This is a genomic window from Aliikangiella coralliicola (genome assembly GCF_007004725.1).
Taxonomy (GTDB): domain Bacteria; phylum Pseudomonadota; class Gammaproteobacteria; order Enterobacterales; family Kangiellaceae; genus Aliikangiella; species Aliikangiella coralliicola.
Window position 1 is genome coordinate 169,940 of record NZ_ML660170.1, and the last position, 12,315, is coordinate 182,254.

The window sequence follows — 12,315 nt, forward strand, 5'->3', positions numbered from 1 at the left end:
TGATTTTAATAACGTCTTTGATTTTAATAACGTCAATACCAACAGAGAAAGATTATGAATAAGCAGTTTTCTTGCTACCTGATAGTTTTAAGTAGCATTTACTTACCTAATTCTATTGCGTTTCAAAACCTGGGAGCCAAACGCGTTTCTGAGAAAAAAGTTGCTGAAACGACAGTTGAAGAAACCAGGGTCAGTAAAGCGGCATCAGTTATTCCAAAAGTTGTTTCGTTGCTGGATCAACATAGCAAAACCTTCCAGTCTCAGTGGCAACAAAGCCAATCATTTGAGCAAGCCAAAGTTCTCGTATTGAACTCAGGTAACCAGCTTTGGAATAACGCCAAAACCAAAATCAGGCAAACTGAAAGCTTTGATGATCGTTCTCTTTATTGGCAAAGACTGAAAATTTCACGAATTATTCGCTCGATAAAACCTCAGTTTAGTTGCAATCAAAAGCAGCTTTCTGAATTACTCAATATTTTAGAGCAGTCAAGTCGTGGCATTAACAATATTCATTTTGATCAGCCAGCCAATAAAAAAATCTTATTAACAGGCTTTGATCCTTTTCTTCTTGACAGAAACATCAATCAAAGCAACCCATCAGGTGTGGTTGCTCTGCTACTTGATGGACTGGTGATTGAAAAAGATGGTATCAGTGCACAAATAAACACTTTTGTGGCGCCGGTCAGATATCGAGATTTTGATCAAGGACTCATCGAAACCACCCTCTCCCCGTATTATCTGTTAAACAACCTGAATATGATTACAACGGTTAGTATGGGTCGTAAAGATTTTGACCTTGAAAGATTTCCAGGTAAACGACGCAGTGTCACTGCGCCCGACAATCTGAACATACTATCGGGAGGAACCAGCAAATCACCGGTGATTTCAAAACTCGGTAATCAACAGCTTCCTGGTCCCGAATTTGTTGAATTTAGCTTGCCTGTTTCAAAAATGAAATCTGCCAGGGGAAAGTACAAAATTAACGACAATCACCAAGTGACCACCACTCAAAAAACTTTCGAACCTACGTCACTTTCGGAGTTAAAAAACGCTATCGCCGTGTCTGGATCAGGGGGCGGTTATCTGTCTAATGAAATATCCTATCGAAGTATTCGATTGAGAAATCAGATAGGTTCACAAATTCCAACCGGGCATATTCACACGCCCCGGATTCAAAAATACGATCCGGAAGCAACTAAGGCTATCGTTGAGCAAATCGTCGAAATGCTAAAGTTGTCTTTGACCGAGATTTAGCAAAAATACAACTCACCTTGACCTATATAACGTTAATGCAGGCTATATCAAAAGTATTCTCTTAAAAAAGCATTCTCTTAATTAGCCTGTCGTTCTTTACTACTCGATCTTTACCAGCCTTACCTTCGAACTGAATTTCAGCTCGAAGGTTCAAGTCAATTCCAGCATTGTGATAAGATCCGGCCTCCGATTAACTAAGACCCTCTATCCTTTAAAAAATGAATAAAGAAAAACGACAAAAAATATTTGAGATTTTAAGGAACGAAAACCCCAATCCGACCACCGAACTGGAATACTCCTCCCCCTTTGAATTGCTGATATCCGTCATTTTATCGGCGCAAGCAACTGATGTAGGTGTTAATAAAGCAACCAGTAAACTTTACCCTGTGGCTAATACGCCTGAAGCCATTTATGAACTGGGTGTTGATGGCTTGAAGGAGTACATAAAAACTATCGGCCTTTTTAACTCAAAAGCGGCTAACGTGATTAAAACCTGCAAAATGCTGATTGAAGAACATCAATCAGAAGTGCCACAAACTCGCGAGGCGCTTGAGGCTTTGCCCGGTGTTGGCAGAAAAACCGCAAACGTAGTACTCAATACAGCTTTTAAACAACCGACAATGGCCGTCGATACTCATATTTTTCGTGTCTCGAATCGAACCGGAATCGCCAAAGGAAAAGATGTCGTTGAAGTTGAAAAGCGACTGTTAAAATTCGTGCCGAAAGAATTTCTGATGGATGCCCACCACTGGCTCATCCTTCATGGACGATATACTTGCGTTGCTCGAAAGCCCAGATGTGGTTCCTGTTTAATCGAAGATCTTTGTGAATTTAAACAAAAAACGGAGTAGGAACACTTAACCCTTTGATTCTTTAGGAAAATAAAGCTTAACAATTGCCGAACTTAAGAGTATAGTGTAGGAGCAGTGTTTAATAAAAATAATTGCTCAACTTGAGGTTAAGATGTTTTACAGAAAATTAAACAGCTTACTCCCTTTGTTGTTGCTCGCAGGGACTCCCGCCGTGGAAGCCGCCAAGTATGGGAAATTCCAGAAAATTGATTTGCCTTCATGTCATGTGAATATCAAAGCTGATCGCAGTCATGAAAGTGATTCTGGAACTGTCTATACCGGCAATGTTAGAGTTTTGATTGGATTTGCCAGCTTGCGCACCGACAGGGTGACACTGGTAAAAAAGAAAAATGGCAAATGCGAGCTGATATCGGAGTTTGATAGTTAATTAAAATAGTCTTTCGGCCACCAACATTTTTAATGTTTGGTGTCTTTTGGCGCGTTTTCCTTGCTAGCTTCTTTTATTTTTCAGTTATTTCAGCAGGTTCACTCAAGCGTTATATTATTCAAATGCCGCAATTTCTTCGTCCGATAAATACCGCCACTCCCCTTCAGCTAAGCCACTGACATCAATGTCACCAACTTTTTCTCTGTGTAATCGAACCACTCGATTTTCAACTGCACCAATCATTCGTTTTACCTGATGATAACGCCCTTCATAAAGCGTCATCAACAGCTCTCGCTCACTCACTTTAGCAACATGGCAACTGAGAGTTTTCTTGACATCACTCTTTAAAATCAAACCATTACGTAACCTTTCTAAAGCACTTTCTGAAATATTCTCAGCTAGCCAAACGCGATAAACTTTTGCACACAGCCGCTTCGGAGAAGTCACCCGGTGAGTCCACTGGCCATCATTACTAATTAAAACCAGTCCTGTTGTATCAACATCCAGGCGGCCCGCAAAATGCAAATCTTGAGGAGGAATATCTTTGATTAAGTTGAGCGCACTCGGGTGAATTTCGTCTTGGGTGGAACAAATAAATCCGTCAGGTTTATGTAACGCGAGGTAGTAATTCCCGGCACCTTTTAACGTCTCATCATCGAGACTAACAATATCACTCACATGGGTCTTGCACGCAGGATCAGTGACGATTTGTTCGCTAACTTTAACTCGCCGGTGTTTAATCAAATCTTTTGCCTGGGAGCGCGTTACACCTGCCGCCTGAGCGATGTACTTATCAAGACGCACTGCTTTAATCGCTTTTGCCACCCGAACAACCTACCAACGTTCAGCTGCTTCAGCGTCGGTCTTTTTTGCCTCAACCCAAACTTCACGACTACCGTAGTGTTCCTTTTTCCAGAAGGTCGCTTTTTGCTTTAGAAAATCCATAACAAATTCAGCCGCTTCAAAGGCTTCTTTGCGATGCAAGCCACAAGTACCAACAAACACTATCGGCTCGCCTGGACTCAGATGCCCTACTCGGTGAACCACCATTACTTTATTAAGTTGCCAGCGTTGATTAGCCTCACCAACAATCTTCGCAAGCTGTGCCTCTGTCATTCCCGGGTAATGCTCAAGGCTCATCGCAGTTAAGCCGTTTTCCTCGGCGGACACTCTCACGGCACCAGTAAAGGTCACCGCAGCGCCGCTCTCCCCTTGATTTAAATGCACCTGACGCGTTAGTTCACCAATATCAAGCGGCTCAGAAGTAATGATAATGTTTTCCGGTGAATGACCCATTTTATCCCCCGGTTACCGGCGGAAAAAAAGCCACTTCATCATTTTCATTGATTATGCTACTCAATTCCGCCATTTCTTGATTCAGCGCAATTTTGATAGTCGAGCCAGGGTTGGCAAATAATTGATGCCAGACATCACCTTTTTGACTCAAAAATTGGCAAAGCTGGCCGACCGAAGAACCTTTGTTAATTTCAACTTCTAATTCGTTACAATCTAATAATTCGCGATAATTTGCGAAAAACAATACTTTTACTTTAACCATATTCTTCCCATTCTCGTTTTCGTTTCATTCACGCCGCCAATCACCCGACTTTCCGCCGGTTTTTTGTTCGAGTTGAATCGCCGAGATAACCATATTTTTATCGACCGCTTTGCACATGTCATAAATCGTTAACGCAGCCACAGAAACCGCAGTCAGTGCTTCCATTTCAACACCGGTTTGGCCACTTAATTTACAGGTAGCAGAAATGCGTATAGCATTATTTTGCCCATCCGCTTCTAGCTCAACATTGACCGAAGTCAACATTAACGGGTGACACAAAGGAATTAGTTCAGAAGTTTTTTTGGCTGCCTGAATTCCTGCAATTCGCGCGACAGCCAACACATCACCCTTTTTATGTTCGCCGTGGGTAATCATGCGCAGTGTTTCAGGTTGCATTTCGACATAGCCAGATGCAATAGCGACCCGGCTAGAGTGGCCTTTTTCGGTCACGTCGACCATTTGGGCCTCGCCTTTTTCGTTTAAATGAGTAAAATGCGTCATATTATTCAAGTCGTTTTTAAGGAAAATAGTTAAATGGACTCAATCCACGTTACTGTGGCCGCCATTATAAGGCGAAATGATCAATTTTTGTTAGTAAAAGAAAAAGCCAGCAGCGGTCAAATTGTATTCAATCAACCGGCTGGACATGTAGAGCTTAACGAATCATTAACTGATGCGGTTGTGCGAGAAGTTGCTGAAGAAACCGGATTAACCTACACTCCAACGGCATTGCTGGGAACTTATTTATTAAGTCCTGCCGCCAATGGTAAAACCTATTTGCGTTTCTGTTTTGTTGGTGATGTCCCCGATGAACAGCAGCCGAGCCCGCAGGATAGCGATATTCTCGATAATTGCTGGATGAGCGTTAAGGAAATTGCACTTTTACCCCGAGAAGAGCTGCGCAGTGCCTTGGTGCTTCAATGTCTTTGTGACTACCAGGAAGGAAAGAGAATTCCACTCGAATCCTTAATGTTTTCTTCCAATGAAGTTGCTTTAGGAGAAAACTGTTTCAAGTTGCTCAGTAAAATCATCTAAAGGGTTGCAATCGAAAATTAATAAGGACATACGAATATTAAAGGTTCAATGTTAACAAGTTATGCCAAACTCCCATTCAAATTCTCAAACTGCTGCTGATACACCGAATTCTGCCACGAAAGTTGTCGTCGGTATGTCCGGTGGCGTCGACTCATCCGTCGCCGCATATTTATTAAAACAACAGGGCTATGATGTTATCGGCGTTTTCATGAAAAACTGGGAAGAAGATGATACCGATGATTATTGCGCTGCAGCCGAAGACATGGCCGACGCAAAATCAGTGGCTGAGAGGTTAGAAATCCCCTTTAAAACGATAAACTTTGCTGCGGAATATTGGGACCGAGTGTTTGAATATTTCTTACAAGAGTATCGTTCAGGAAGAACGCCAAATCCTGATATCATGTGCAATAAGGAAATCAAATTTAAAGCATTTCTTGATTATGCAAAAGTGCTCGGTGCAGACTATATTGCCACAGGACACTACGCACGAGTCGAACACAAAGATGATCATTCTGTTATGCTCCGAGGCGTTGATAACAATAAAGATCAAACCTATTTTCTTTACACATTACAGCAGCAACAACTTAACAAAACACTCTTTCCCGTGGGTGAGTTAGAAAAACCTGAAGTTCGCAAAATTGCTGAAGAACAAAACTTTGTGACTGCGAGCAAAAAAGATAGTACAGGTATCTGTTTTATTGGTGAAAGAAAATTTAAAGATTTTCTCCAACAGTACATTCCCGCACAGCCTGGAAATATCGAAGACGACGCAGGTAATATAATCGGGCAACATTCCGGACTGATGTATCATACCCTTGGCCAGCGCAAAGGCATCGGTATTGGCGGTATGAGTAACGCGGGAGAAGCGCCCTGGTATACATTAGAAAAAGACATTGAGCGAAACGTGTTGATTGTAGGACAAGGACACGACCACCCGCGCTTGCAAAGCCAGGGTTTAGTGGCGTCACAACTCCACTGGGTTGAACCGGATAAAATTGAAGATCAATTTAAATGCACAGCAAAAAGCCGCTATCGCCAACAGGATTTCGAATGTCAGGTTGAAAAACTGGACCATGAAAACTGGAAAGTAACTTTTGATGAAAAACAGAGAGCTGTGACCCCTGGCCAATCAGTGGTTTTTTATCAAGGTGACATTTGCCTCGGCGGCGGTATCATCGATTCGATCTTCAAGTAATCAGTAACGGTCGATATCGAATATCAATTGAATGAGTTTTAAGCTTAAAATTGGCTAGATGCTGTGAAAACTCAATAACATTAATAATCGCTTTATAATCGGACTTTTATGAGTTTTAACGAAAAAATTATTGACCAATGTATTGCTCTTGCCGGGTTAGCCCAATCAGTTAGAGTCGTCCAAAACCTTGCCTGGAAAGGTCAAACAAGCGAATCGGATTTTAAAGCCGTTATTGCAAGCCTGTTACGAATTGACGCGGTATCTGCTGCTGGAGTTTATAATGGTTCTTTTGAAGTGAGTAGCGGATTAAGAATACTCAATCAGCAACTTGATCCGCAGCACCGAGATAAAGACCCAGAGTTCGTAAATTTGGCGATTAATGTCATGTCTCTGCAAACTCAGCTGGATCGCAACCAGAAACTCATGGACGTTTTAACTCAGCGGATCCAACAGCTCTCAACAGAATATTCAGATCAGGCTTTTTATAGTGAAGAAGGATTGTTTGCGGATCTGGTTAATGGTTGTTCTGAAACTTATAAACAGACGCTCTCGCGTTTGCCTAATCGTATTCAGGTCAAAGGAGAGCCCAAATTTTTAAAAATCCCTGAGAATCAGGCCAGAGTGAGAGCGGCTCTTCTCGCCGCCATCAGAGCTTGCTTTCTGTGGCGCCAATCAGGTGGCTCCCGCTGGCATTTTCTGTTCAGGAAAAAACAGCTACTTGAAGGGATCCGACACCTGATCGCTTCACCAGTCAAAGAATAAGTGTTCAGGGGTTATCAATGCCTTAGAGTCACGCCGCTGCATGATTCAGGCATTTCAATCGGTTGGCTTTGCTAAAACTCTTAAAATTCAATATTCAACTCCTATTTTTCGTTCAGATTTAAGCGAGAATTTCACCTATACTATTAGATAGAATGGCGAATTAATGGTGTATGGCGTGCCGGAAGAGCGACAAACAGATATCCGAGAAGCGGGCTTAAAATCAAGGACTGCAATGGCCTGGTTGAGAGACCATCACTTACCTGCTGAACCAATCTGTTATACCGTCGCTTACGAATATCTTTTTACCGAAAACTCAGAGCTTAAGCAAAATGTCGATTCTCTCGACCTTTCATCCGAAGATTACAAACACTCTCTGGAAAAAATCTATAAAGAAAACATCCTTAACAGGCGTTACTCTAACCTCTCCATGTCTGGTGAAAATGTTCACGAGTATGTTTCAGAGATACTTGCATTACTGGTCGATTCTCAAGAAGAACTAGGAGATATGTCTAAAGTAGTCGACAAAGTTAAATCGCATTTTTCAAACGAATCCAATTCCCACACAGAAACAGAGACCGAAAAAAATGGGTCTGAAAAAATAGAAACTAAAAGTAAAGTTAAAAGCGCCATTGCCAAGGAAGTAGCCTCAAGGGACGAATTAACCCAGGCTCTAGATAAGAAAGGACTTATTGTGGCAATAAAAGAAGCATTCACCGAGAGCAAAAATTTTCCGATGTCGATACTGCGAATTGATATCGATCATTTTAAGTTATTTAATAATACTAATGGAAAAATGATGGGGGATGCAGTGCTCAAAAATCTGTTCAAATCTTTGTCTAGCCACTTGAAAGAAGCCGATATTATTTCGAGGTTCGAAGAAGATGAGTTTATTGTGGTTCTCCTACAGACAACAATCAATGATGGTGTTTCCTTAGCCGATGAATTACGTAAGAAAATTTCAGGCCTTTCGCTCAAGAAAAAAGGTAGCCTGTCCCCTGTTCATTTTACCATTTCAGTGGGCGTAGCAGAATTTAGCGGAAAAGGCTCGTTTGATCTCTCAATGGACAAAGCCAAAAAAGCACTTTTTCGTTCTAAAGATCTTGGTCGAAACTGTGTTAATCTAGAAAAATAATTTCACTGATTGAATGACAACTGGCAAACGAACACAGCTGCCAGTTCTGCTAAATCTATCCCAACATAATGCAACTAAAAAGTATGAAAAAGCCTGACTATTTTTCTTATGCTATCAGAGCACTGTTAGCGATGGCAGCGACGGTTTTAACGCTTAACTTTGCCTGTGCAAATGGTGCAGGCGTAAAAATACTAAATTGGTTTGGGCTTGTCGCAAATAGCGATATTGATTCTAGAACTAGCATCATGGAAGGGGTCAATTTAATGCAATGGGTAATCATTGCAGTCATTGGAACAGGGCTGGCTATTAGTTGCTATTTCTTTGTCAGAGGTGTCATTGGTGCGCGAAATAGAAAACAAAAAGGCGTAACCTGACGCCCTTTTATCAGTTTTAATAATCATAATCTAGATCACTAACAGATCCATAAACTCATTCACAGGTAAGTTTTCAAAAACTTCCTTATTGTCGCATAACTCAACGATCTCATTCGCATGCTTGTCTGGGAAACGAGTTCTAACATTACGGTCAAACTTGGCGCGCAATACTGGAATGCCTTCTTCACGGCGAAACTTATGTCCGATGGGATACTCAACCTCAATTTTTTTCGTTGACGAACCATCGGTAAAGAAAATCTCTATCGCGTTAGCGATACTGCGCTTCTCAGTATCAAGGTAGTCTTCACTGTAACGCTTATCTTCTCTCACAATCATCTTTTCGCGCAAAGCATCAATTCTCGGATCCATAGCAACATTATCTTCATAATGATCAGCTTCCAGGTTACCAAAAATCAAACCAACAGCGACCATATATTGTAAACAGTGATCACGATCAGCCGGATTATGTAACTCACCTTGTTTATTGATAATTCGAATGGCTGATTCATTGGTGCTCAGTTCGATTCGATCAATATCGTCCAGTCGTTCGACTACTTGAGAATGAAGTTTTACTGCACACTCAACAGCCGTCTGAGCGTGAAACTCCGCCGGGAAAGAAATTTTAAATAACACACTATCCATAACGTATTCGCCAAAGGATCGCTGGAATTTAAATTCGCGGCCCCCAAACGACACATCATAAAACCCCCAAGTTTTTGCACTTAATGCGCTCGGGTAGCCCATTTCACCGCTCATTGTAATCAGTGCCAAACGAACAGCACGGCTGGTGGCATCACCGGCTGCCCAAGATTTTCTCGAACCGGTATTTGGTGAATGACGATAGGTTCGTAAACTTTGGCCATCGACCAGCGCCTGTGAAACAGCGTCCATGATTTCTTCCTGATCACCACCCAACATTTGAGTAACAACAGCAGTAGATGCTAATTTTACCAATATCACGTGATCTAGACCGACACGATTAAAGCTATTTTCAAGCGCCATAACGCCTTGAATTTCGTGCGCTTTAATCATGCCTTCTAACACTTCTTTCATCGTTAAGGGTTCATAGCCACTGGCTAATCTTTGACGTGATATATAGTCAGCAATTGCCAGAATTCCCCCAATGTTATCAGAAGGATGCCCCCACTCTGCCGCAAGCCAGGTGTCGTTAAAATCCAGCCAACGAATAATACAGCCTATGTCGAACGCAGCCTTTATCGGATCCATTTCAAATTGAGTGCCGGGAACTCTCGCCCCTCCGGGCACTAATGTGCCTGAAACGATTGGACCAAGATGCTTAGTACATTCTGGATAGCGTAACGCTAGTAGACCGCAGCCCAATGAGTCCATCAAACAGTAACGGGCGACATCAAAAACATAATCACTTTTAACAACATACTCGGTGACATATTCAGCGATATCCCTGATCGGCTGATCATAATCAGGTTTAATGTTCAGCTCTGCATTTGCACTCATTTAGTGACTCCGATAAAAATAATGAAAAATAGCGTCTTTCTGAATTAGGATCAGGACCGCTAAAAACAGAAAATGGAAAGATATAATAAATACCTTTCCATTTCATCGCAGCTATTTTTTTGCTGAATTCGGCTATCTCAAAATTATTAAATCAAAATCAATAACTCATAAACAGGATAGCACTCTCTATTTATCTTTCTTCTATTGATACCCAGGGACGCTCATCTGGACCAGTGTAGTTCGCGCTCGGACGGATAATTTTTCCATCAACTCGCTGCTCCATAATGTGAGCCGCCCAACCAGTAATTCGAGACATCACGAAAATAGGAGTAAACATTGCAGTTGGAATACCCATCATGTGATAGGAAACGGCCGAAAACCAGTCCAGGTTAGGGAACATTTTCTTCTCATTCCACATTACAGATTCTAATCGTTCCGCAACGCTAAACAGATTTAAATCACCTTGAGTTTCAGATAATTCTTTAGCTACTTTTTTAATCACTTCGTTACGTGGATCAGAAACCGTGTAAACAGGATGACCAAAACCAATGACTATTTCCTTACGTGCAATTCGTTCTTTAATATCTGCTTCTGCTTCGTCCGGCGTGGCGTAGCGCTTCTGAATTTCTAGTGCCACTTCATTAGCGCCACCATGCTTAGGTCCACGCAACGCACCGATTGCACCGCTGACCGCAGAATACATATCAGCACCTGTCCCGGCAATCACTCGGCTGGTAAAGGTAGACGCGTTAAATTCATGTTCGGCATACAGGATCAGCGACGTATGCATTGCCCGCTCCCACTGCTCACTTGGCTTTTCACCATGTAACAGATTCAGGAAATGCGCGCCGATAGAATCATCATCGGTCTCAACATCAATACACTTGCCGTTATGACTATAGTGATACCAGTAAAGCAACATTGAACCAAAAGATGCCAACAAGCGGTCAGAAATATCACGTGCGTCCGCCGGTGCTTGCTCATCTTTTTCTGGTAAAACGGTTCCAAGCACAGAACAACCAGTCCGTAAAACATCCATTGGATGAGCTGCCGCAGGAATTGACTCTAGCACTTCCTGGACAACTGTTGGTAGTCCACGCAAAGACTTCAGCTTGCGCTTATAGTTAGCCAACTCGGCTCTATTAGGAAGCCGACCGTGAATTAATAAGTGCGCTATTTCTTCAAACTCTGCTGTTTCAGCAAATTCCAGAATATCGTATCCACGATAAGCAAGATCATTTCCGGTTCGACCGACTGTGCACAATTCGGTGTTACCCGCCGGCACACCTGACAGCGCTACCGACTTTTTCGGTTTTGGTAGTACAGATTCAGATTTAGATGTGTCTTGGTTTGACAAATCGCTCATGCTTACTTCTCCTTATTGTTAGCAAAAAGTTGATCCAGTTTTTGCTCATATTGGTGATAGTTAAGATAGTTGTACAATTCATCCCGAGTTTGCATTATTTCTACAACATCGCGTTGATGTCCGTCATTAATTAACGCTTGATAAAAAGTTTCAGCGCCTTTATTCATTGCTCGATAAGCACCGCAACAATAAAGCACAATATCAACGCCGACTTCCGCAAGTTCAGGCGTTGAAAAAAGTGGCGTTTGGCCAAACTCGGTAATATTCGCCAAGATTGGCGCATTAACTGCATCGCTAATTTGTTGGTACTGTGCCAATTCAGATACTGCTTCAGGGAAAATCATGTCAGCACCTGCTTCAATGCATGCATTAGCGCGATCAATAGCCGCCTGAATGCCATCAGTCGCCAACGCATCAGTTCGAGCCATAATGACAAAACTGTCATCTGTTCGCGCGTCAACAGCGGACTTAATTCGATCAACCATTTCAGGCAAACTAACGATTTCTTTACCAGGTCGATGGCCACACCGTTTGGCGGCAACTTGGTCTTCGATATGACAACCGGCAGCTCCAAACTTGGTCAACGAGCGAATTGTGCGTGCAATGTTAAATGCGCCACCAAAACCGGTGTCCGCATCAACCATTAACGGTAAATCACAAACATCGGTAATTCGCCTGACATCGGTGAGGACATCGTCGATCGTGCTAATACCTAAGTCAGGTATTCCGAGTGAATTAGCTGCGACCCCGCCGCCAGACAAATAAATTGCTTTATGACCAGCCTGTTTAGCCATATGAGCTGTAAACGCGTTAATTGTCCCGACAAGTTGAAGTGGACTACTGTCGGCAACAGCTTGCCGAAAACGAGCACCTGGAGTTTGCTTTTCAGTCATTGTCTAAACCTGTTCAAATAGTGTGATAAAA

General features: G+C 42.3%; 15 protein-coding genes. 8 read left to right on the plus strand and 7 right to left on the minus strand.

Features of this window, described 5'->3' with window-relative positions:
- The first annotated feature begins 54 nt into the window (after window positions 1-54).
- The 3 genes from FLL46_RS22820 to FLL46_RS22830 all read left to right on the plus strand — a co-directional run bounded on the left by FLL46_RS22820 (window position 55) and on the right by FLL46_RS22830 (window position 2,493).
- Window positions 55-1,254, plus strand: a complete 1,200-nt coding sequence (locus tag FLL46_RS22820) for a C15 family peptidase (protein WP_142934084.1) — start codon at window positions 55-57, stop codon at window positions 1,252-1,254.
- A gap of 218 nt (window positions 1,255-1,472) precedes the next feature.
- The gene (nth, locus tag FLL46_RS22825; RefSeq protein ID WP_142934086.1) at window positions 1,473-2,105 is read left to right on the plus strand and encodes an endonuclease III; all 633 of its coding nucleotides are present in this window, start codon (window positions 1,473-1,475) and stop codon (window positions 2,103-2,105) included.
- Window positions 2,106-2,217: 112 nt separating this feature from the next.
- On the plus strand, window positions 2,218-2,493 hold the full coding sequence (locus FLL46_RS22830; protein WP_142934088.1) for a hypothetical protein: 276 nt from the start codon (window positions 2,218-2,220) through the stop codon (window positions 2,491-2,493).
- A 114-nt stretch (window positions 2,494-2,607) separates the two neighbouring features.
- On the opposite strand, the gene FLL46_RS22835 is transcribed toward FLL46_RS22830, so the two are convergent.
- From FLL46_RS22835 to moaC, 4 genes are read right to left on the minus strand one after another with little or no spacing between them, the layout of a single operon-like run.
- Window positions 2,608-3,318, minus strand: a complete 711-nt coding sequence (locus tag FLL46_RS22835; protein WP_142934090.1) for a pseudouridine synthase — start codon at window positions 3,316-3,318, stop codon at window positions 2,608-2,610.
- Window positions 3,319-3,327: 9 nt separating this feature from the next.
- Window positions 3,328-3,789: a molybdenum cofactor biosynthesis protein MoaE gene (locus FLL46_RS22840; RefSeq protein WP_142934092.1), complete on the minus strand. Its 462-nt coding sequence runs from the start codon at window positions 3,787-3,789 to the stop codon at window positions 3,328-3,330.
- Between the two features lies 1 nt (window position 3,790).
- Window positions 3,791-4,051: a molybdopterin converting factor subunit 1 gene (gene moaD / locus FLL46_RS22845; RefSeq protein WP_142934093.1), complete on the minus strand. Its 261-nt coding sequence runs from the start codon at window positions 4,049-4,051 to the stop codon at window positions 3,791-3,793.
- A 24-nt stretch (window positions 4,052-4,075) separates the two neighbouring features.
- Window positions 4,076-4,552, minus strand: a complete 477-nt coding sequence (moaC, locus tag FLL46_RS22850) for a cyclic pyranopterin monophosphate synthase MoaC (protein WP_142934095.1) — start codon at window positions 4,550-4,552, stop codon at window positions 4,076-4,078.
- Window positions 4,553-4,585: 33 nt separating this feature from the next.
- Between moaC and FLL46_RS22855 the strand changes: the two genes are divergently transcribed.
- The 5 genes from FLL46_RS22855 to FLL46_RS22875 all read left to right on the plus strand — a co-directional run bounded on the left by FLL46_RS22855 (window position 4,586) and on the right by FLL46_RS22875 (window position 8,549).
- The gene (locus FLL46_RS22855; protein ID WP_142934097.1) at window positions 4,586-5,086 is read left to right on the plus strand and encodes an NUDIX hydrolase; all 501 of its coding nucleotides are present in this window, start codon (window positions 4,586-4,588) and stop codon (window positions 5,084-5,086) included.
- Between the two features lie 61 nt (window positions 5,087-5,147).
- On the plus strand, window positions 5,148-6,281 hold the full coding sequence (gene mnmA / locus FLL46_RS22860) for a tRNA 2-thiouridine(34) synthase MnmA (protein ID WP_142934099.1): 1,134 nt from the start codon (window positions 5,148-5,150) through the stop codon (window positions 6,279-6,281).
- A 108-nt stretch (window positions 6,282-6,389) separates the two neighbouring features.
- Window positions 6,390-7,043: a high frequency lysogenization protein HflD gene (hflD, locus tag FLL46_RS22865; protein WP_142934101.1), complete on the plus strand. Its 654-nt coding sequence runs from the start codon at window positions 6,390-6,392 to the stop codon at window positions 7,041-7,043.
- A 175-nt stretch (window positions 7,044-7,218) separates the two neighbouring features.
- The gene (locus tag FLL46_RS22870) at window positions 7,219-8,175 is read left to right on the plus strand and encodes a GGDEF domain-containing protein (RefSeq protein WP_168204294.1); all 957 of its coding nucleotides are present in this window, start codon (window positions 7,219-7,221) and stop codon (window positions 8,173-8,175) included.
- 83 nt (window positions 8,176-8,258) lie between these two features.
- Window positions 8,259-8,549 carry a hypothetical protein gene (locus FLL46_RS22875; RefSeq protein WP_142934104.1) on the plus strand — a complete coding sequence of 97 codons (291 nt, stop codon included), beginning with the start codon at window positions 8,259-8,261 and terminating at the stop codon, window positions 8,547-8,549.
- 30 nt (window positions 8,550-8,579) lie between these two features.
- On the opposite strand, the gene FLL46_RS22880 is transcribed toward FLL46_RS22875, so the two are convergent.
- The 3 genes from FLL46_RS22880 to prpB all read right to left on the minus strand — a co-directional run bounded on the left by FLL46_RS22880 (window position 8,580) and on the right by prpB (window position 12,284).
- Window positions 8,580-10,025: a bifunctional 2-methylcitrate dehydratase/aconitate hydratase gene (locus FLL46_RS22880; protein WP_142934106.1), complete on the minus strand. Its 1,446-nt coding sequence runs from the start codon at window positions 10,023-10,025 to the stop codon at window positions 8,580-8,582.
- 190 nt (window positions 10,026-10,215) lie between these two features.
- On the minus strand, window positions 10,216-11,391 hold the full coding sequence (prpC, locus tag FLL46_RS22885; RefSeq protein ID WP_142934108.1) for a bifunctional 2-methylcitrate synthase/citrate synthase: 1,176 nt from the start codon (window positions 11,389-11,391) through the stop codon (window positions 10,216-10,218).
- Between the two features lie 2 nt (window positions 11,392-11,393).
- Window positions 11,394-12,284, minus strand: coding sequence for a methylisocitrate lyase (prpB, locus tag FLL46_RS22890; protein ID WP_142934110.1), 891 nt, complete (start codon window positions 12,282-12,284; stop codon window positions 11,394-11,396).
- Window positions 12,285-12,315 lie beyond the last annotated feature (31 nt).